Source organism: Microbacterium terregens, from assembly GCF_039534975.1.
GTDB lineage: Bacteria > Actinomycetota > Actinomycetes > Actinomycetales > Microbacteriaceae > Microbacterium > Microbacterium terregens.
On record NZ_BAAAWH010000001.1, the window covers coordinates 3,237,621 to 3,256,903 of the forward strand.

A 19,283-nucleotide genomic window follows, 5' to 3' on the forward strand; every position below is an offset into this window, starting at 1 on the left:
CCCGCCGGAGTACCATGATGGACGTTCCGCCAGAGGGCCGCAGCAGGGAGGACGTGCATGTCGCAGGGCAGGCGCGTCACCGGTCGCGGTCGGCGTGATTCCGGGGAAGAGGACCGGTCTCCGTTCGTGACGCGAAGTGCGCCGCGGCGCGCCTTCGACTACATCCGCACGCGCACCACCTCATCGCCGGCGCGCTTCGCGGTCGTCGTGTTCGCGGCGCTGGTGCTGCTCTTCACGGCCCTGCTGTCACTGCCCGCGTCGGCCGCCGACGGCAAGCGCACCGAGCTCGCCGACGCCCTCTTCACCGCCGTGTCCACGATCTGCGTCACCGGGCTGTCGACCGTCGACGTCGCCACGCATTTCTCGCCGTTCGGCAAGTTCCTCATCTTCATCGGCGTCAACATCGGCGGGATGGGCGTGCTCACGCTGGCCTCGATCCTCGGGCTGGTGATCTCCAAGCGCCTCGGGCTGCGGGCCAAGCTGATCGCGGCCAGCGACTCGAACCCGCTCCGCTCGCACGGGGGGCCGGTCAACGAAGGACAGACCGTCCGCCTCGGCGAGGTGGGTCAGCTGTTGCGCACGGTGGCGCTGTCGACCCTGGTGATCGAGGGCGCGCTCGCGGTTCTGCTCTATCCGTCACTCGTGATCGCCGGTGTCGGCCCCCTCGAGGCCCTGTGGGAGGCCCCGTTCTACGCGGCGATGGCCTTCACCAACACCGGCTTCACCCCGAACGTCGGGGGGCTGCAGCCGTTCGCCGACGATTACCTTCTGCTGACCGTGCTGATGGTGGGCGTCTTCCTCGGCTCCATCGGGTTCCCGGTGATCTACACGCTGTGGAAGCACGTCTGGCACGTGCGCCGCTGGTCGCTGCACGCCAAGCTCACGCTCATCACGACCGTCATGCTGTTCTTCGCCGGAGCGGCCGCGTTCCTCATCCTGGAGTACAACAACCCGAAGACCTTCGGATCGCTCAGCGCGTGGGACACCACGTTCCAGGCCTTCTTCCTCTCCGCGATGACCCGTTCCGGGGGGTTCTCCGTCGTCCCGATCGGCGAACTGCACGGCTCCTCCCTCGTGGTCGGTTCGATGCTCATGTTCGTGGGCGGCGGCTCGGCCTCGACGGCCGGAGGCATCAAGGTGACGACCCTGGCCGTCCTCGCCCTCGCCGTCATCTCCGAAGCGAAGGGCCGCCAGTCCGTCGAGTCGTTCGGGCGCCGCATCCCCAGCGACGTCCAGCGCGTCGCCCTCTCGGTCGTCGCCTGGGGTGCCACGATCTGCGCACTCGCGACGATCACGATCGCGCAGATCAGCCAGGCAGACGTCTCGGATGTCCTCTTCGACGTGATCTCCGCGTTCGGCACCGTCGGCCTGTCGACCGGGCTGACGGCCGAGCTGACCGACCCCGCCATCTACGTCATGGCCGTGACCATCTTCATGGGCCGCATTGGTACAGTGACACTCGCCGCGGCCGTGGCTGCGACATCCCGTTCGCAGCTCTACTCGCTGCCAGTGGAAAGGCCGATCGTTGGTTGAGCGCATCAGGGGCGACGCCCCTGTCCTGGTGATCGGACTCGGCAGGTTCGGCGCGGCTTGCGCGGGCGAGCTGGACCGGCTCGAACGCGAGGTGCTGGCCATCGACGAGAGCCTCGACCTCGTGCAGAAGTGGTCGGAGCGGGTGACGCATACCGTGCAGGCCGACGGCCGCAACATCGACGCCCTCAAACAGGTGGGCGCACAGGACTTCCAGGTCGCGGTGGTCGCCGTCGGCTCCTCGATCGAGGCATCCGTTCTCATCACGGCGAACCTCGTCGACCTCAAGGTCCCGCAGATCTGGGCCAAGGCCGTCACCCAGTCGCACGGCAAGATCCTCGCCCGGGTCGGCGCCAACCACGTCATCTACCCCGAGCGAGAGGCCGGCGAACGCGTCGCGCACCTCGTGAGCGGACGGATGCTGGACTTCATCCGCTTCGACGACGACTTCGCGATCGCCAAGATGTATCCGCCGAAGTTCATCCGCGGCGTGGGCCTGAACGAGTCCGGTGTCCGGACGAAGTACAACGTGACGGTCGTCGGCGTGAAGAGTCCCGGCAAGCCCTTCCGCTACGCGGAGGCGAACACGGTCGTCACCAACCACGACCTGATCATCGTCTCCGGCACCAACAGCGACATCGAGCGCTTCGCCTCCCTCGACCGTTGAGTCGCGGCGCAGCCGCGTACCGAGACCGCGGTGTCCTTCGACACCGAGCGTGCTACTCCCCCGCGGCGAGCTCCTTGGCACGGACGAGCGCCGCGTCCGTCGCCGCGGCGAACACCTCGTCGAGGCGTGCACTCTGCAGCACCGCGATCGCGCGCTCGGTGGTGCCCTTCGGGCTTGTGACGCGCCGCCGCAGCTCCGCCGGGTCCGTGTCGGAGGCCTGCAGAAGGGCGGCCGCGCCGATGAAGGTCTGCTCGGCCATCACGCGTGCCTCCGCCTCGGCGAAGCCCTTGCCGACGGCCGCTTTCGTGAACTCCTCGACCAGCAGGAAGAAGTAGGCCGGACCCGACCCCGAGATCGTCGAGAGCGCGTCGATCTGGGACTCGGGCACCTCGATCACGGTTCCGACCGTCTCGAACAGCGCGCGCGTGACCGCGACGTCATCAGTCGACGCGCCGGCGCCGGCCGCCAGCCCGGTGACGGCCGCGCGCACCACCGCGGGAGTGTTCGGCATGGACCGCAGGACCGCGACATCGCTCCCGAGGATCGACTCGAACGTCGCGATCGGAACGCCGGCCGCGAGACTGACCACGATGGTTCCGGACGCGAGGTGCGGCGCGATCTCACGCAGCAGGTCGGGCACCATCGCCGGCTTGACACCCACCAGCACGATCCGAGCGGATGCCGCGGCCTCGGCGTTGGCGTTCGGCCGGTCTTCGAGCGCGACGCTGGTGACTCCCTCGAGATCAGCCAGCGCAGCGGCCTTGCCGGGGGTGCGGTTGGTCACCGTGACACCACCGGTCGCGATGCCGGAGCGCACCAGCCCCTGCAGGATCGCGCCACCCATCGATCCCGCTCCGAGGATCGCGATGGGCGGGAGCGTGACGGCGTCGGTGGGCATGGCGAATATCCTACGGCCGCGCCTGACCTGAAAGCCCGTTCATGTCTCCGGGCGGCGGGACTATAGTCGAGGAATCGCGGGCGCCGGCGCCCCCGATTCGACAGCGAAGGACCCGACATGACCCTCTTCGACGGCATCACGGCCCGCCTCATCGAGACGCCCGGATTGAACGTCAACATCCTCGAGCGCGAGGGCGACGATCCGGACACTCCCCCCGAGCGGACCGTGGTCCTCATCCACGGGAACCTGTCATCGTCCCTGTTCTGGCAGGAGACCATGCTCGACCTGCCGCACGACCTGCGCGTCCTCGGCATCGACCTGCGCGGTTTCGGAGGCACGGAGCACGCTCCCGTCGACGCGACTCGCGGGGTACGCGACTTCAGCGACGACGTCGCGGCGACCCTCGAAGAACTCGGCATTCCCACCGCGCACCTGGTGGGCTGGTCGATGGGCGGCGGCGTGGTGATGCAGTATGCGCTCGATCACCCGGTCCTCAGCCTCACGCTGCTCTCGCCCATCTCGCCCTTCGGCTTCGGCGGTACGCGGCGCGACGGCTCCCGCCTGACCGAGGACGATGCCGGCACCGGCGCCGGCGGTGTGAATCCGGACTTCATCCAGCGGCTCATCGACCACGACATGACAACCGACGCTCCGACATCCCCGCGCAGCGTCTTCCGCGCCAGCTACGTCGCCCCCGGGTACAGCAGCCCGCACGAGGACGTGTGGATCGAGTCGATGCTGACGACCTCGACGGCCACGGGAAACTACCCCGGCGAGGCGGTCCCCAGCGAGAACTGGCCGGGGTTCGCCCCGGGCGCGACCGGTGTTCTCAACACGATGGCGCCGAAGTACTTCAACGTCTCCGGCATCGTCGACCTCGACCCGAAGCCGCCGATCGCGTGGGTGCACGGCGCACTGGACGTGATCGTCTCGGACACTTCCTTCTACGACCTGAACCAGCTCGGCAAGCTGGGCATCGTCCCCGGCTGGCCGGGCGAGGAGATCGCCCCGCCGCAGGAGATCGTCTCGCAGACCCGCGACGTCCTCGACGCCTACGCGGCGGCCGGCGGAGACGTCACGGAGGTCAGCTTGGAGGGCGTCGGCCACACGGCCAACCTGGAGTCGCCGGCAGAGTTCCGACACGCACTGCTGTCGGTCATCGGCTACGTCGGAACCCCGGTCGATCCGGCGCCGCCCACGGAGACGATCATCCTGAAGTCCGAGGACTGAGGCACCCCACGTCTGCCACCTTGATCCGCGCGTCGTCGACCCTACACTCGACTGCATGAGTGCATCCGGTGGCAGCAAGGCGATCATTGCGGCGTTCCTGGCGAACATGGGCATCGCGATCGCGAAGTTCGCCGCCTGGCTGATCTCCGGATCCGCGTCGATGCTCGCCGAGGCGATCCACTCGGTCGCCGACTCCGGCAACCAGCTGCTCCTGCTGCTCGGCGGGCGCCGCGCCCGCCGAGCAGCAGACTCCGAGCACCCGTTCGGCTATGGCCGCGAGCGCTACGTCTACGCCTTCGTCGTCTCGATCATCCTGTTCTCGGTGGGTGGCCTGTTCTCGATCTACGAAGGCGTCGACAAGCTGACCCATCCGCACGAGATCACCAACTTCTGGATCCCCCTCGTCGTCCTCGCCATCGCCATCGTGCTGGAGTCGTTCTCCTTGCGCACCGCGGTCAGGGAGAGCAACCTGGTCCGCGCGAAGGGCCAGTCGTGGGTTGCGTTCATCCGGCATTCGAAGGCGCCAGAGCTGCCCGTGGTCCTGCTCGAGGACATCGCCGCGCTGACGGGTCTCGTGTTCGCCATGTTCGGCGTCGGCATGACCGCGATCACCGGGAATCCGATCTTCGACGCGATCGGCACGCTCATGATCGGAACGCTCCTGATCCTCGTGGCGATCACGCTCGGGATCGAGACGAAGAGCCTGCTCGTCGGCGAGGGTGCGACGGACGCCGATCACAAGAAGATCGTCGCCGCGATCACCGAAGGCCCAGAGGTCGAGCACCTCATCCACATCAAGACGCTGTACCTGGGCCCGGACGAGCTTCTTGTCGCAGCGAAGCTCGCGTTCGCCGGCGATCGACCCCTCGCCGACGTCGCCGCGGACATCGACATCGTCGAGGCGCGCATCCGCAGGGCCGTCCCGACCGCGCGGGCGATCTACCTCGAACCCGACATCTTGCACGCCGGCGGATCGGCTTCGCCGCCGACAGAAGAAGTCGTCATCCGGTCCGTGGACTGAGGCCGCCTCCCGCGCTGCGAGACTGGGTCGATGGAGTACTGCACCTTCACCGAGCCGCAACAGGGATTCAGCTACGAGGAACAACTCGCGTTCGCCCTGGCAACCGAACGCGCGGGCTTCGACGGCTTCTTCCGGTCCGACCACTACATGCGGATGGGATCCGGCGATCCCCTCCCCGGGCCCACGGATGCCTGGACCACGCTCGCCGGTCTGGCGCGCGAGACGCGTCGAATCCGCCTCGGCACGCTGGTCTCCTCGGCAACGCATCGGGTGCCGGCGGTCCTCGCGATACAGGTCGCCCAGGTGGACGACATGTCGGGCGGGCGCATCGAGCTCGGGCTGGGCACCGGCTGGTTCGATGCGGAACACCAGGCATACGGCATCCCCTTCCCTGCGAAGAGGTTCGGGATCCTGGAGGAGCAGCTCGCGGTGGTGACGGGTCTGTGGGCCACACCCGTCGGCGAGACGTTCGACTTCACTGGCGAGCATTACACGCTCGTCGGCGCACCGGCGCTGCCGAAGCCGAGGCAGAAGCACGTGCCGGTGATCATCGGCGGGAACGGGCCGCGACGGACGCCGGAGCTCGCGGCCCGCTTCGCCACCGAATTCAACATCGGATTCCGCCCGGAGCCCGAGATCGCGGACGCGTTCGCCCGCGTGCGCGCGGCCTGCGAACGGATCGGGCGAGACCCGGACACCCTGAAGCTCTCGGTCGCGCTGCCGACGATCGCCGCGCCGGATGAGCAGACACTGCGTCGGCGCGCCGAGGCCACCGGGCGACCGCTGGATCAGTTCCGCGACGGTACGAACATCTGCGGCGGCGCGGACGAGATCACCGCGAAGGTCGATCGGCTCGTCTCGCTCGGCGCTCAGCGGATCTACTTCCAAACGGTCGACATGCGCGACCTCGAACAGACCGCCTACCTCGGCGAGGAGGTCCTGCCTGGGCTGCCCCGTTGAGGCGGGCGCTTCGAGTCGAGCGAGCTAGCGGCGCGACTCGAAGAAACGCCGCAGGAGATCGGAGGCCTCGTCCTCACGAACCCCGCCGATGACCTCCGCACGGTACGGCAGTCGACGGTCGCGCACGACGTCGTATTGGGAACCGGCAGCGCCGGCCTTCTCATCCCACGCGCCGAACACGAGCCGCGACACACGCGCCTGAAGGAGCGCCCCCGCGCACATCAGACACGGTTCGAGAGTCACGACCAAGGTGCACCCCTCGAGGTTCCATGAGCCGATCGCGGCGGCCGCCTGCCGCAACGCGACCACTTCAGCGTGGGCCGTCGGATCGTGCGTCAGCTCCCGCAGGTTGCGCCCTTCGCCGATCACCACCCCCGCGGCATCCGACACCAGCGCCCCGACCGGGACGTCACCGGCCTGGCCCGCGTCCGCCGCGAGGACCAGGGCCCGCGCCATCAGCGCAGCGTCGCGTTCGGATGCCGAGAGTGCCACGAGCCCAGCGTAGGCCCGGCGTTCTCGGGCCCGCGCCGGCGCCGCGAGTGTCATAGCCTGTGCGTATGCGCCTGCACGTCGCGGATCACCCGCTCATCACCCACAAGCTCACGGTCCTGCGCGACGAGAACACCCCCTCGCCGGTCTTCCGCCAGCTCACCGAAGAGCTCGTCACGCTGCTCGCCTACGAGGCGACCCGCAACGTGCGCGTGAGCCCGCACGAGATCCGCACACCGGTCACGGCGACGACCGGAGTCAAGATCAGCGAGCCGCGTCCGCTGGTGGTCCCGATCCTGCGCGCCGGGCTGGGGATGCTGGACGGCATGGTCAAACTCCTCCCCAGCGCCGAGGTCGGCTTCCTCGGCATGGCGCGCAACGAGGAGACGCTGGAGCCGACGACCTACGCGGAGCGCCTGCCCGAGGACCTCAGCGATCGACAGTGCTTCGTGCTGGACCCCATGCTCGCGACCGGCGGGTCACTCGGCGCGGCGATGGAGTTCCTCTTCAACCGGGGCGCCCGCGACGTCACGGCGATCTGCCTGCTCGGCGCCCCCGAGGGCGTCGCCGCGATCGAGAAGCAGGTCGAGGGCAGGGACGTCACCCTGGTACTCGGCGCACTCGACGAGCGCCTCAATGAGAAGGGCTACATCGTCCCCGGTCTGGGCGACGCCGGCGATCGCCTGTACGGCACGGTGTGACCGCGCGCGGAGAGGGGTGGCCGCCTCGACCGCAGACGGCCGCGGCATCCACCATGCCCTTGCCGCGCTCCGCGCGGAGAGGGGTGGCCGCCTCGACCGCAGACGGCCGCGGCATCCACCCCTCGCCGAACGGATGCCGCGGCCCGCGCCTATGGTGGGGCGCTTGGTCAGGTTACGTGCCGGACCGCGCACACCCAACGGGGTTGACAGGGCGCGGCGGGCGGTCTACCGGTTCGGCGTCGGGGCCTATCCGTCCATCATGGGGTCGGTCGGCGGGCGGCGCCCGGTCTCCTGCTCCCAGAACTCCAGCTGCTGCGTCAGCGCCTTCGCGAGCTCGAAGACCTGCTCGGGAGGAATGCGCACACGGCTGACGACCCGGGCGGGAACGATCGTGCGATTCTCGCCCGTCTCGTCGTCGACGATCTCGACCGGCGGCTTGGCCAGCGTCAGGAAGTCCATGATGAACACCGTGGAGGTGTGCCACACGTTGGCGAAGTCCGCGTAGGCGCCTGCGATGAGCTCGGGGGGCAAGTCGATCTCGAACTGCCGCTCATCGGGCATGGCCGTCTCCTCCGTTGTCTGCCGCGAGTCTACGCGGACAGAGTCAGCCGCTCGCGGGGTGCGGGACCGTGTGCCTCAGGCCTCACCGATGAGCCGGGCGAACCCGCTCAGCCGCACCACACCCTCGGGGGTGTAGGGCAGGTCATCGAGCAGGCCGGGCGAGGACAGCAGGTACGCGGTGTGCATCGCGCGGGAGACGGCCACGTTGAGGCGATTCCGCAGCAGCAGGAACTCGAGTCCTCGCGGCGCGTCGCGGCCCGAAGAGGCTGCCAGTGAGACGATCGCCACCGCCGCCTCCTGACCTTGGAAGCGGTCGACGGTGCCCACGGGGACGCTCGGGAAACCGGCATCCGCCAGCGCCTCCTCCACGGCGACCTGCTGCGCGTTGTACGGGGTCACGACGATGATGTCGCTCTCCTGCAGCGGACGCGGCTCCAGCAGGGTCGTCTCGCCCGCGTCGCCGATCAGGATGCCGGTCCACGCTCGCCCGACGAGGTCGCGGACGATCTCCACGACCACCGCCGCCTCTTCGAGGGATTGCGTCGCGTTGCCGTGGTGCCGCACAGACACGGGGATCAGGCCGGGCTGCACTCCCGCCAGTTCGCGCATCGCGGTGGATGGATGCGCCGCGAGCTCGCCGCTGTACGACAGTCGCGATACCGGCGCAGCCACCTGCGGGTGCATGCGCCACGTGCGTGCAAGGAAGTATCCGTACTCCGCCGGGATGACGTCGGCGCCGTCGATGATCCACCCGAGCGCGGAGGTGTCGACCGGCTCGGGGTGAGTTCCCTGGCTGACCTGCGGCAGCTGCTGCGGATCGCCGAGCAGCAGCAGGCGTGACGCGGCAAGCGAGACGGCGATGGTGGAGGCCAGCGAGAACTGTCCGGCCTCGTCGATGACGAGAAGGTCGAGACTGCCTCTCGGGATACGGCCCTCGTGCGCGAAGTCCCACGCCGTCCCGCCGATCACGTACCCGCTCCCGGCGTGCTCGGCCGTGAACGCAGCGACGCCGTTCTTGGAGATCGGCGTGAAGGTCAGGCCTGTGGCGGTCGGATCCTTCGGCGCCTTGGCGACGAGGTCACTCGGCACGCCCGCGGCGACGATCCGATCGAGCATGTTCTCGATGACGGCGTGGGACTGTGCCACCACCCCTACCTTGAAGCCGAGCTCGCGCACGAGCCGCGCGATGACGTGAGACCCGACGTAGGTCTTGCCGGTGCCTGGGGGCCCCTGGACGGCCAGGTAGCTGCGGTCCAGGTCGACGAGGGTGCGCACGATCGCGTCGACGTCATCGCCCGTGGAGGCGGCGAGCGCGCCGCTCCGGGTGCGGGGCGGAACGCGGCGCAGGATGTCGGTGGCCGGGTCGGCCGGCAGGTGTGGAGCGGCGGACAGGACGGCATCAGCCCAGGCATCGATCGCGACCTGCTGGTTGAGGGCGCGCGGCGGCGGGGACGGCGTCAGAGCGATGGGCAGCTCGGACCACGTGCGGCCGTCGACGGCGTTCTCCTCGACCACGGCCCCGTCATCGAGCACCTCGATCACGGTGACGCGGTGATCGGCGTGGATCCACCGCGGCGACGGCTCGAAGGGGAACGGCGCCGGAAGGTCGTACAGCGCGAACGGATTCGACCCCTCGCTGAGGCGAGTACCGGGGGCGAGCTCGCCACGAAGCTCCAGAACGCGTCGATCCGTCCGGGCGCCTTCGGGGCGGTGCCAGTCCTCGACGAGCCGGCAGCGCGTCGAGTCGAGCACCACGACATCGCGCGTGTCCTCCCAGAGCGACACAGGTTCGCGCAACCGCAGGAAGTGCGTCGCCCAGAAGGTCTTCGCTTCGCGCGCGTAGTAGTCGATACCCGCCGCGCCGAGACGGAGAGCCATCGCATCCGCGGAGTCCTCGGGGTGCTCGCGCGCGAGATCCGCCAGGGCCAGAGCACGCGGCGAGGGCTCGTAGACGTTCTCGCCGGGCTCGGGGTTCGGTGACGGGCGCAGCCCTGCGGCGCGCGCGCGATCCACGAGCCAGTCGCGCAAGCGCCTCGTCGACACGCAGTCATAGCGGTTGTAGTCGGCGAGATCCTCGAGGATCTCGCGTGCCTGCATCTCTGCGCCGTCTTCGAGGAGCGCCCGCGCTTCGACGTACTTGACGATCGAATCGTCGCCCTTCTGGACGTCGCTGGTGCGCACCTCGTCGCCCATGTACAGCGGCTCGAGCTTCTTGATCGAATACGACCGCGATCCGACCCGCAGCGCGCGCCGCACGATCGGGTACAGATCCACGAAGACGCCGTCGCGCAGCAGCCGGTCCACGTCCGCCTCGCGGACACCGTGCCGCGCGGCCATGGTCAGCAGATGCGTCGGCTCGTAGGGGGCGTAGTGGTAGATGTGCATATCCGGATGCTGTGCCCGATGCAGGTTCACGATGTCGAGGAACCGTTCCAGGGCATCGCGCTCCTCGTCGAACGAGTGCGCCCACAGAGCGCTGTACTGCTCGCGGATGTCCACCCAGCCGAACAGGTAGTCGATTCCCCAGACGGTGGCCTCACCCTCCGTGTAGAGCGGGTCGCCCTCGAAGTCGAAGAAGAGGTCGCCCGCGTCGGGGCGCGGCAGGGCGCCGAGCGCCTTCGGTGCGACCACTTCGTAGGGCGGTATCGCCGGCGCCTCATCCGGGTTCACCGATGCGGTCTCGCCGGTTCCCGCCGGCGCGGTGAGCTGCAGGCGGGCCTGCGTGCGGAGCATCGCGAATGTGTCGGGATTCATGCGACTCGGGGCGACGGTGGCCTGGACCAGCGCGTCGATGGTCGTGATCCCGCCGGTGCGCAGTCGATCGCGCTGCACCGGTCGCATGCCGGCCACCAGGAGCAGATCGCGGGACGCGACGACCTCGGAATCGCAGGTCGCGCACCGCCCGCAGGCCACGACGCCGAGCTCTCCGCGAGGATCTCCCCACGCGATCGCCGGCCACTCCAGCCCGAGGTCCAGGCGGCGGTCGGCGATCAGAGCGCGCAACCGAGCCCGGCGCAGCGCGAAGACCGGAAGGAGCTCGTCGGCCAGGTGCACACTGGTGGTGCCGTCACCGAGGAGCAGCTCCACACGGTCGGAACGAGGAACACCGAGCCGGTCGAGCTGGTCGACGTATGCCGACAGCTGCATGAGCGCGGTGACACGCGCGCGGCGGGCGAGCTTGCTGTCCTGGACGACCCACCGGCCCACCTCGTCGCGTACCAGGAAGTCGGCGAACCCGACGAACTCGTCGGTCGCGAACGCGGCCTGATAGATGACGTCGGCGTCGGAGGCGAGGGCCGCCTCCGTCAGGGCGACGGCCTGTTCCAGGCCCGCGCTGTTCGACGAGAAGGTATCGGGGATCTCCATCACGCCCACCCCGAACCGCGCCCGGTACGCGGCCAGCACGCGCTGCTCGTGCTCGCCGCCGAGGCGGCCGGCTCGCTCCAGCGTGGCGTCCTCGGGCTCCTCCACCGCGGCGATCCGCCCGATCCGAGAATCGATCCCTCGCAGCCACGCGAACTCGCACTCGGCGGCCGCCTTGAGGTCGCTCGCACTCCAGATCACGCGCGCCTCTGCCGGGATATATCGCAATGGTTCCCCTTCGTCTCCCCGATCGTACGGGCGGCCGCGGACACCACACCGCCACGGGCGCTACCTGGCACCGCATCGACGACGTGCCTAGTGTGGTCGTCGGCCGAGTGATCCGTGCGGAGCAAGGTGAGGTTCGAAATGGCCAGCAGCGAGAACGACCCGAGTCCCGCACCGCCATGGTTGCGGGATGCCATGACCGGCAGAGCAAGCCCTGCGAAGGCGGCTGTCGGCGACAAACCGGTCTTCGCCTACATCGCCAGTCTTCCCCAGCCGCAGCGTGGCCTCGCCGAGGCCGTCGATGCACTGGCTGCCGCGACCCTGCCCAACCTCCAGCGAGCCGTGAAGTGGGGCATGGCGTACTACGGCGTCGGTGACGGATGGTGCTTCAGCTGCGGCGGTTCACCGCCGACGTCAAACTCATGTTCGTCAACGGAGCGACCCTGCTCGATCCGGTGCCTCCGGTGACTCCGGTGGGGATGGGCAAGACGACCCGAGGCGTGGAACTCAAGAGCATCGACGACCTCGACAGCGACCAGGTCTCGGCATGGATGAGACAGATCACCTCCGTGCCCGGTATCGGCGGCAGGAGGCGTTAGGCCTGCCGGTCGTTCACCCGGCGCGCCGATCGCCGCCGGGTTCGAAGGACGCCGCGAGAGCCTCGAGCGTGGCGGCGCGCTCCTTCTTCGCGATCCTGCGGAGTATCGGCGTTGCCAGCCGGTACATCCCGTAGGTGTGCACTTTGGCGTTGTGACGAACGAGCGTCGTGTGATCATCGCTCGCTTCGAGCCGGTAGGCGGGCCACCCTTCGACTCTGAGCCGGCCCGCCTTGGACCTGATCCACCAGTGATACACGAGCGTGCGGGGCGGCTGGAACGCCGAGATCTCGCCGGGCGTCGGGCCGAAAGACGTCTCATCGAGGTACGTCGTCCCGAGGGCCGGTGCTCCCGGGGAGGTCAGCTGAGTGCGGCGGAGCATGCTTCCGTGATCCGGCATCCAGTCGTTGTACCCGCTGATGTCGGCCAGACGAGCGAAGACCTCTGGGATGCCGGCATGAACCGTGCGGGTCAGGTCGAACTCGATGACGCCCATGAGATCAGATTACGACTGACCGCCCGTCCGATCGGCCTCGCCGGCATCGATGCTCCGACGCCGACGCTGCGATTCACCCCCTCCGGCGACCCGGCTCCGTTCCTACCGAGCCGTCCGTGGGATGACCACGCGGTTGCGCTGCACCGTACCGGCGACGTGCTGACAGACTGGGCGCATGAGCCTTCCGTTCGAGAGCGCGTACCGACACGGATTCGCCCGTATCGCGGCCTGCACGATTCCCGTCTCGATCGCCGATCCCTCGGCGAATGCGGATGCCGTGCTCGCCGCCGCGCGCGAGTGCGACGCGGATGCGGTCGCCGTCGCGGTCTTCCCCGAGCTGTGCCTGACCGGCTATGCGATCGACGATCTCGTGATGCAGGATGCCGTGCTCGACGCGGTCGAGACGGCCATCGCACGGTTGGTGGAGGAGTCTGAGGAGCTGCTCCCGATGCTCGTGGTGGGTGCACCGCTGCGCCACCGCAACCGGTTGTACAACTGCGCCGTCGTCATCCACCGCGGTGAACTGCTGGGGGTGGTTCCGAAGTCGTACCTGCCCACGTATCGCGAGTTCTATGAGCGCCGCTGGTACGCCCCGGGTGACGACCAGGTCGGCCAGGACATCCGCGTCGGCGATCTGGAGGCCCCGTTCGGACCCGACCTGCTGTTCGAGGCGCTGGATGTGCCCGGCCTGGTCGTCCACGCAGAGGTGTGCGAAGACGTGTGGGTGCCGATTCCACCGTCATCGTCGGCAGCGCTTGCGGGGGCGACCGTGCTGCTGAACCTTTCCGGCAGCCCGATCACGATCGCGCGGGCGGACGATCGCAAGATCCTGTGCCAGTCGCAGTCGCTGCGATGCCTGGCTGCCTACGCGTACGCGGCGGCCGGCGCCGGCGAGTCGACGAACGACCTCTCGTGGGACGGCCAGACCATGATCTACGAGGCCGGCGCACTGCTGACCGAGACCGAGCGGTTCCCGGACGGTCCGCGCAGCTCGATCGCCGACGTGGATCTCGACCGACTGCGTCAGGACCGCCTGCGTCAGGGCACGTTCGACGACAACCGCCGCGCGGAGCATGCCGATGCGATGTTCCGCACCGTGCATTTCCTCCTCGACCCTCCCGCCCGCGACGTCGGCTTGCGGCGCGCACTGGACCGGTTCCCGTTCGTTCCCGACGACCCGGCACGGCTCGCCCAGGACTGCTACGAGGCCTTCAACATCCAGGTATCGGGTCTCGTGCAGCGCATGCAGGCGATCGGCGGACCGAAGCCGGTCCTGGGCGTCAGCGGCGGCCTGGACTCCACGCACGCCCTGCTCGTCATCGCCCGCGCGATGGACCGCATGGGCCGGCCGCGCAGCGACATCCTGACGTACACGATGCCGGGGTTCGCGACATCCGATCACACGAAGGCGAATGCGATCGCGCTGGCCGAATCGATCGGCGCATCGATCGAGACCATCGACATCCGGCCGGCCGCGACGGAGATGTTCGAGAAGATCGGACACCCGTTCGCGGACGGTGAGCCGGTGCACGACATAACGTTCGAGAACGTTCAGGCCGGGCTGCGCACCGACTACCTGTTCCGGCTGGCCAACCAGAACGGTGGGATGGTCATCGGCACGTCGGACCTCTCCGAGCTCGCGCTCGGCTGGTCCACGTACGGCGTCGGCGATCAGATGAGCCACTACGCGGTCAATGCCGGCGTGCCCAAGACACTCATCCAGCACGTCATCCGGTGGGTGATCGCCGATGATTCGACACCGCTGCACGCCGGGGCGACCGAGCTCAGCGCTCACGCGAAGGACGTGCTGCAGGCCGTGCTGGATACGGAGATCAGCCCCGAGCTGGTGCCGGTCGGGCAGGACGGCAAGATGCAGTCCACTCAGGACCGCATCGGGCCGTACGCGCTCCACGACTTCACGCTGTTCCACATCCTGCGCTTCGGCATGCGGCCCTCGAAGATCGCGTTCCTCGCCGAGCGCGCATGGGCCGACCCCGAACAGGGAGCCTGGCCGCCCGGATTCCCGCCCGAGGATCGTTTCGCCTACGACCTTCCGACCGTCACGAAGTGGCTGCGCGTCTTCTTGCAGCGATTCTTCGCGTTCGCGCAGTTCAAGCGCTCGGCCATCCCGAACGGGCCGAAGGTGTCATCCGCCGGCTCGCTGTCCCCCCGAGGGGACTGGCGTGCGCCATCGGACGGGAACGCCACCGCATGGCTCGCCGAATTGGATGCCGCGCTGCCCGAGACCGCGTCCTAGGACCTCCGGCGGGCGGGACCTCCATCGGGTCACGTCCTGCGCGGTCGCTCCCCGCGATGGGAGGATGACGGCATGGCCAGGCGCGCGACCATCGTCGGCAGCGGGCCCAACGGGCTCGCCGCGGCCGTCACCCTTGCCCGCGTCGGCTACCAGGTGCACGTGCTCGAGGCGTCGGCCACGGCAGGTGGCGGCGTTCGCACCGCAGAGCTGACGTTGCCCGGCTTTCACCACGACATCGGCTCGGCGGTGCACCCCGCGGCACTGACATCGCCGTTCTTCCGGGCCTTCGGCCTGCGCGACAAGCTCACCTGGATCTCTCCCGAGATCTCGTACGCGCACCCCCTCGAGGGCGGACGCGCTGCGATCGCGTGGCGCGACATCGCACGGACCGCACGCGATCTGGGCCGCGACGAGAAGCGGTGGCTCGCGCTTCTGCGCCCGCTCAGCGCGCACCTGGACGACGTCGTGGACTTCACCGGTTCACAGCTGCTGCGGATGCCGCGGCATCCGCTCGCGGCGGTGCGCTACGGGCTTCGCGTGCTGCAGTCGGGCTCGCCGTTCGGGCGATGGGCCTTCGCTGCTCCGGAGGCGCGGGCCCTGCTGTCCGGGGTGCTGGCACACGCGAACACCCGCCTGCCCTCCGTAGGGTCGGCGGCATCCGGTCTTCTCCTGGCCGCGCACGCGCACGCCGGCGACGGCTGGGCATATCCCCGCGGCGGTGCGCAGCAGATCGCCGACGCGCTGATCGCGGATCTGCGCGCGCACGGCGGCGAGGTCAGCACCGGGGTGCTCGTGACCTCCCTCGCCGACCTCGACTGGGGAGATCCCGCGGCCGGCGATCTGCTGCTGCTGGACACATCCCCGCGATTGATGCTCACACACCCCGACGTGCCGGCCGGATACGCGCGCGCGGTGGCGCGCTATCGGTACGGTCCGGGAGCGGCCAAGGTCGACTTCGCCCTCGACGGACCCGTGCCATGGCTGCATCCGGATGTCGCGCGCTCCCCCACCGTGCACCTGGGCGGCACCGCGGCGCAGGTCGCGGCGAGCGAGAACGCCGTTGCGCGCGGATCCGTCAGCGAGCACCCGTATGTCCTCGTGGTGCAGCCTTCGGTGCTCGATCCGACCCGGGCGCCGCCGGGCAAGCAGGTGCTCTGGGCGTACATCCATGTCCCGGCCGGCTCGGTGCTGGACCCGACCGAGTCGGTCATCCGGCAGCTGGAGAGGTTCGCGCCGGGCGTGCGTGACAGCATCCTGGCCTCGGCGGCGATGACCGCCGCCGAGCGCGTGTCGTTCAATCCCTCGGACGTCGGCGGCGACATCCTGGGCGGCGCCTTCACGCTCGCGCAGGCGATTCGTCGGCCGGTCCTCTCGCCGACGCCATGGCGGACACCGCTGCGGGGCGTGTATCTGGCATCGGCGGCGACCCCGCCCGGGCCGGGTGTGAACGGCATGCCGGGCTGGTACGCCGCCCGTCAGGCGCTGCGTGACACGCTCGGCCTGCGACTGCAACCTTCGGACCTCCTCAGGACATGACGCGATGGACGGGTTCGCGGCGGTCGACTTCGAGTTCGCTCGGCAGGTGCTGCAGCGCGGGATCGCCGCGCTCTACCTGATCGCCTTCGTCTCGACGCTGAACCAGTTCCGGCCGCTTCTCGGCGAGCACGGGCTCCTGCCGGCGACAGACCTGCTGCAGTGGGCGGCTTCGTCCCCGCGGGCTCGCCGGCTCCACGGTCCCACCGTGTTCCGGTGGGGGCGTTACACGGATCGACGCCTGGTCGCGCTGTGCACGGGCGGCATCGTGCTCTCCGCGACGCTGGTCTGCGGCATCCCCCAACTCGCCCCGCCTTGGGTGCCGATGCTGGTCTTTCTCGTGCTGTGGTTCGGGTACATGTCGATCACGAGCATCGGCCAGACGTTCTACTCCTTCGGCTGGGAGATGCTGCTTCTGGAGGCGGGATTTCTCGCGGCGTTCCTCGGGTCGGACGCGCAGCCGCCGTCGACCGTCGTGATCGTGCTGTTCTGGTGGCTTCTGTTCCGGCTCGAGTTCGGGGCCGGCCTGATCAAGATCAGGGGCGGGCGCGAGTGGCGCGATCTGACCGCACTCACCTACCACCACGAGACCCAGCCGATGCCGGGACCCCTCAGCCGGCAAGCGCACCTGCTGCCCCGCTGGTTCCACAAGGGCGAGGTACTCGGCAACCACTTCGCCCAACTCGTCGTGCCGTGGTTCCTGTTCGCGCCCGTCCTGGGGCTCTGGATTCCCGGTCCCGTCCCGGCTCTCGTCGGCGCGACCGCGGCCGGCGTGGTCCTGGCGACACAGCTGTGGCTCGTCGCGACGGGCAACTTCGCCTGGCTGAACTGGGCGACGATCGTGATCGCCTTCGCAGCGGTGGGCATCCCCGGAATCGGAGCGCCCTCGCAGCGGGCGCGCGATGAGCCGCCGTGGCTGATCGACGGCATCGCGCTCCCCTGGCTCGTCGCCACGTCGCTGCTCGGCGTCGCGTACGTTCTGCTCAGCTGGCCGGCCCTGCGCAACCTGTTCGCGCACCGGCAGTTGATGAACGCGAGCTTCAACCGCTGGCAGCTGGCGAACGCGTACGGTGCGTTCGGCACGGTCACGAAAGTGCGCATCGAGATCGTGGTCGAGGGCACGAGGGATCACAACCCGGATGCCGCGACCTGGCACGAATACGCCTTCAAGGGCAAGCCGGGCGATCTCACCCGGATCCCCCGCCAGTTCGCTCCGTACCACCTCAGGCTCGACTGGCTGATGTGGTTCCTGCCCCTCGGGCGCTCGCTCGATGAGTGGTTCACCGCGTTCCTGGTCCGGCTGCTGGAGGCTGACCGGCCGACGCTGCGCCTGCTCGCCGCAGATCCGTTCGCCGGAGAGCAGCCGCGCTGGGTACGCGCCGTGTCGTACCGCTACCGCTTCACGACGCGCGCCGAATTCCGCGAGAGCCGTGCGCGGTGGCGGCGCGATCAGCGTCGCGTCGTCCTGGGTCCGGTGGGGCTCCACCGCTGACCCCGCGGCCGCGCGGTCGCTGTGCCCGCGTCCGCCCCACCCCGCTCGCGGCCTCCGCACCCCGCTCGCCTGGCGCCCCACCCCGCTCGCCTGTCACAACACGCCGAGCGCGGCCGCAGATCGCGACAGCAGAACCACATGCCCGCAGGTCCCGCGCACTCCCCCGCCCGCGGAGCACTCCCCCGGCCCCTCGGAGCGCGGCGCCCCACCCCGCTCGCCTGTCACAACACGCCGAGCGCGGCCGCAGATCGCGACAGCAGAACCCCATGCCCGCAGGTCCCGCGCACTCGCCCCCGCCCCTCGGAGCGCGGCGCCCCACCCCCCTCGCCTGTCACAACACGCCGAGCGCGGCCGCAGATCGCGACAGGCGAACCCCAGCGCCGGCCCGCACACGACCCAGCGGCGCGAGGTGCCTCGGCGGCCTGGAAGGATAGACCGGTGAAACTTCTCGTCGCAGCGCTCGAATCCGAACTCGTCGCCTTCCCTCCCGTCCTCACCGGATTCGACCGTCTCGTCACCGGGCCCGGCAAGCTCCAGGCGACGTACGCGCTCACCCGCGCTCTGGACGCGGCGCGCTACGACGAGATCGTGGTCGTGGGGACCGCCGGCGCAATCGACGAACGACTGGACGGGACCGTCTACGAGATCGACGCCGCGATCCAGCACGACGTGACCGACATCGACGGGATCGTCGGCCAGCACGTCTCGCTGCCCATGCGGGTCGAACTCGGCGCGATCCCGACCGAGCCCGACCCGAGGCAGGAGAAGCTCGGCGGCGAGAGTGTCACCATCGCGACCGGCGACTCCTTCGTGGACGATTCCGATGCGGTGGCGGGGATTCGGCTGCTCGGCGCGGGGCTGGTCGATATGGAGACCTACGCCTACGCGTGGGTCGCCGAGCGGTTCGGCATCCCCATCCGGGTGCTCAAGGCCGTCTCCGACCGCGCCGAGGACGACGCGATCACCGACTGGCGGACCACGGTCACCGCGTGCAGCGCACAGCTGCGCGAGCGCGTGCGCGCGGACTACGGCGTCTGAGGCCCGACCGGGGCGATCAGGACTCGGAGTCGTCGCTGCGGGCGAACACGGCCCGCAGGACGAGGAACACGATGACCGCGACGATGGCCACGACCAGAAGCTTGATGAAGAAGGCCACCACCGAGAAGAGCACGTTGACGAGGAACCACGCGATGACGATCGCCGCGATGACGCCGACGATGGTCCAGACTGTGCCCTTGTTCACTCCCCCAGCCTAAGACCGGAT

The 19,283-nt window shown here is 69.4% G+C and carries 17 protein-coding genes; 11 read left to right on the top strand and 6 right to left on the bottom strand.

Annotated features, from left to right (window positions below; translation table 11 throughout):
* Positions 1–126 precede the first annotated feature (126 nt).
* On the top strand, positions 127–1,533 hold the full coding sequence (locus tag ABD655_RS15140) for a TrkH family potassium uptake protein (protein ID WP_344715186.1): 1,407 nt from the start codon (positions 127–129) through the stop codon (positions 1,531–1,533).
* Positions 1,526–2,197, top strand: a complete 672-nt coding sequence (locus ABD655_RS15145) for a potassium channel family protein (RefSeq protein WP_344715187.1) — start codon at positions 1,526–1,528, stop codon at positions 2,195–2,197. The genes ABD655_RS15140 and ABD655_RS15145 overlap by 8 nt, the downstream gene beginning before the upstream one ends.
* A 52-nt stretch (positions 2,198–2,249) precedes the next feature.
* Here the strand turns inward: ABD655_RS15145 and proC are convergent, their stop codons facing one another.
* A complete protein-coding gene (proC, locus tag ABD655_RS15150) occupies positions 2,250–3,095 on the bottom strand; it encodes a pyrroline-5-carboxylate reductase (RefSeq protein WP_344715189.1) in 846 nt (281 codons plus the stop codon).
* A gap of 117 nt (positions 3,096–3,212) precedes the next feature.
* Between proC and ABD655_RS15155 the strand changes: the two genes are divergently transcribed.
* Genes ABD655_RS15155 through ABD655_RS15165 form a run of 3 tightly spaced genes read left to right on the top strand, consistent with a single transcriptional unit; the run spans position 3,213 to position 6,306 of the window.
* Positions 3,213–4,325: an alpha/beta fold hydrolase gene (locus ABD655_RS15155; RefSeq protein ID WP_344715191.1), complete on the top strand. Its 1,113-nt coding sequence runs from the start codon at positions 3,213–3,215 to the stop codon at positions 4,323–4,325.
* 55 nt (positions 4,326–4,380) lie between these two features.
* Complete coding sequence (locus ABD655_RS15160) at positions 4,381–5,346, top strand: cation diffusion facilitator family transporter (RefSeq protein ID WP_344715192.1); 966 nt, start codon at positions 4,381–4,383, stop codon at positions 5,344–5,346.
* 30 nt (positions 5,347–5,376) lie between these two features.
* Positions 5,377–6,306, top strand: coding sequence for an LLM class F420-dependent oxidoreductase (locus ABD655_RS15165; protein WP_344715194.1), 930 nt, complete (start codon positions 5,377–5,379; stop codon positions 6,304–6,306).
* 24 nt (positions 6,307–6,330) lie between these two features.
* Here the strand turns inward: ABD655_RS15165 and ABD655_RS15170 are convergent, their stop codons facing one another.
* The gene (locus ABD655_RS15170; RefSeq protein ID WP_344715196.1) at positions 6,331–6,798 is read right to left on the bottom strand and encodes a nucleoside deaminase; all 468 of its coding nucleotides are present in this window, start codon (positions 6,796–6,798) and stop codon (positions 6,331–6,333) included.
* A 65-nt stretch (positions 6,799–6,863) separates the two neighbouring features.
* On the opposite strand from ABD655_RS15170, the gene upp reads away from it, so the two are divergent.
* Entirely contained in the window at positions 6,864–7,496 is a 633-nt protein-coding gene (gene upp, locus ABD655_RS15175) for a uracil phosphoribosyltransferase (RefSeq protein WP_344715198.1), read from the top strand.
* A gap of 246 nt (positions 7,497–7,742) precedes the next feature.
* On the opposite strand, the gene ABD655_RS15180 is transcribed toward upp, so the two are convergent.
* Positions 7,743–8,057, bottom strand: a complete 315-nt coding sequence (locus ABD655_RS15180; protein WP_344715200.1) for a DUF3467 domain-containing protein — start codon at positions 8,055–8,057, stop codon at positions 7,743–7,745.
* Positions 8,058–8,132: 75 nt separating this feature from the next.
* Entirely contained in the window at positions 8,133–11,648 is a 3,516-nt protein-coding gene (locus tag ABD655_RS15185; protein WP_344715202.1) for a TM0106 family RecB-like putative nuclease, read from the bottom strand.
* A gap of 377 nt (positions 11,649–12,025) precedes the next feature.
* Between ABD655_RS15185 and ABD655_RS15190 the strand changes: the two genes are divergently transcribed.
* Positions 12,026–12,244 (top strand): DUF1801 domain-containing protein, encoded by a 219-nt coding sequence (locus tag ABD655_RS15190; protein WP_344715204.1) that lies wholly within the window; start codon positions 12,026–12,028, stop codon positions 12,242–12,244.
* A 13-nt stretch (positions 12,245–12,257) separates the two neighbouring features.
* Here the strand turns inward: ABD655_RS15190 and ABD655_RS15195 are convergent, their stop codons facing one another.
* Positions 12,258–12,737, bottom strand: coding sequence for an SRPBCC family protein (locus ABD655_RS15195; RefSeq protein ID WP_344715206.1), 480 nt, complete (start codon positions 12,735–12,737; stop codon positions 12,258–12,260).
* A 175-nt stretch (positions 12,738–12,912) separates the two neighbouring features.
* Here ABD655_RS15195 and ABD655_RS15200 point away from each other — a divergent pair, with 175 nt between their 5' ends.
* From ABD655_RS15200 to ABD655_RS15215, 4 genes are all read left to right on the top strand, one after another.
* On the top strand, positions 12,913–14,994 hold the full coding sequence (locus tag ABD655_RS15200; protein WP_344715207.1) for an NAD(+) synthase: 2,082 nt from the start codon (positions 12,913–12,915) through the stop codon (positions 14,992–14,994).
* 72 nt (positions 14,995–15,066) lie between these two features.
* Positions 15,067–16,530, top strand: coding sequence for a phytoene desaturase family protein (locus ABD655_RS15205; RefSeq protein ID WP_344715209.1), 1,464 nt, complete (start codon positions 15,067–15,069; stop codon positions 16,528–16,530).
* Positions 16,531–16,534: 4 nt separating this feature from the next.
* Positions 16,535–18,019 carry a lipase maturation factor family protein gene (locus ABD655_RS15210; protein ID WP_344715210.1) on the top strand — a complete coding sequence of 495 codons (1,485 nt, stop codon included), beginning with the start codon at positions 16,535–16,537 and terminating at the stop codon, positions 18,017–18,019.
* A gap of 438 nt (positions 18,020–18,457) precedes the next feature.
* Positions 18,458–19,057: a phosphorylase family protein gene (locus ABD655_RS15215; protein WP_344715212.1), complete on the top strand. Its 600-nt coding sequence runs from the start codon at positions 18,458–18,460 to the stop codon at positions 19,055–19,057.
* Between the two features lie 16 nt (positions 19,058–19,073).
* On the opposite strand, the gene ABD655_RS15220 is transcribed toward ABD655_RS15215, so the two are convergent.
* Positions 19,074–19,262 (bottom strand): hypothetical protein, encoded by a 189-nt coding sequence (locus ABD655_RS15220; RefSeq protein WP_344715215.1) that lies wholly within the window; start codon positions 19,260–19,262, stop codon positions 19,074–19,076.
* Between the last annotated feature and the right edge of the window lie 21 nt (positions 19,263–19,283).

Bases quoted from the DNA above. Each gene is read 5' to 3' on its own strand.
- proC (WP_344715189.1), bottom strand. From the start codon at position 3,095: ATGCCCACCGACGCCGTCACGCTCCCGCCCATCGCGATCCTCGGAGCG.
- ABD655_RS15155 (WP_344715191.1), top strand. From the start codon at position 3,213: ATGACCCTCTTCGACGGCATCACGGCCCGCCTCATCGAGACGCCCGGA.
- ABD655_RS15160 (WP_344715192.1), top strand. From the start codon at position 4,381: ATGAGTGCATCCGGTGGCAGCAAGGCGATCATTGCGGCGTTCCTGGCG.
- ABD655_RS15165 (WP_344715194.1), top strand. From the start codon at position 5,377: ATGGAGTACTGCACCTTCACCGAGCCGCAACAGGGATTCAGCTACGAG.
- upp (WP_344715198.1), top strand. From the start codon at position 6,864: ATGCGCCTGCACGTCGCGGATCACCCGCTCATCACCCACAAGCTCACG.
- ABD655_RS15180 (WP_344715200.1), bottom strand. From the start codon at position 8,057: ATGCCCGATGAGCGGCAGTTCGAGATCGACTTGCCCCCCGAGCTCATC.
- ABD655_RS15190 (WP_344715204.1), top strand. From the start codon at position 12,026: ATGGTGCTTCAGCTGCGGCGGTTCACCGCCGACGTCAAACTCATGTTC.
- ABD655_RS15195 (WP_344715206.1), bottom strand. From the start codon at position 12,737: ATGGGCGTCATCGAGTTCGACCTGACCCGCACGGTTCATGCCGGCATC.
- ABD655_RS15200 (WP_344715207.1), top strand. From the start codon at position 12,913: ATGAGCCTTCCGTTCGAGAGCGCGTACCGACACGGATTCGCCCGTATC.
- ABD655_RS15205 (WP_344715209.1), top strand. From the start codon at position 15,067: ATGGCCAGGCGCGCGACCATCGTCGGCAGCGGGCCCAACGGGCTCGCC.
- ABD655_RS15210 (WP_344715210.1), top strand. From the start codon at position 16,535: ATGGACGGGTTCGCGGCGGTCGACTTCGAGTTCGCTCGGCAGGTGCTG.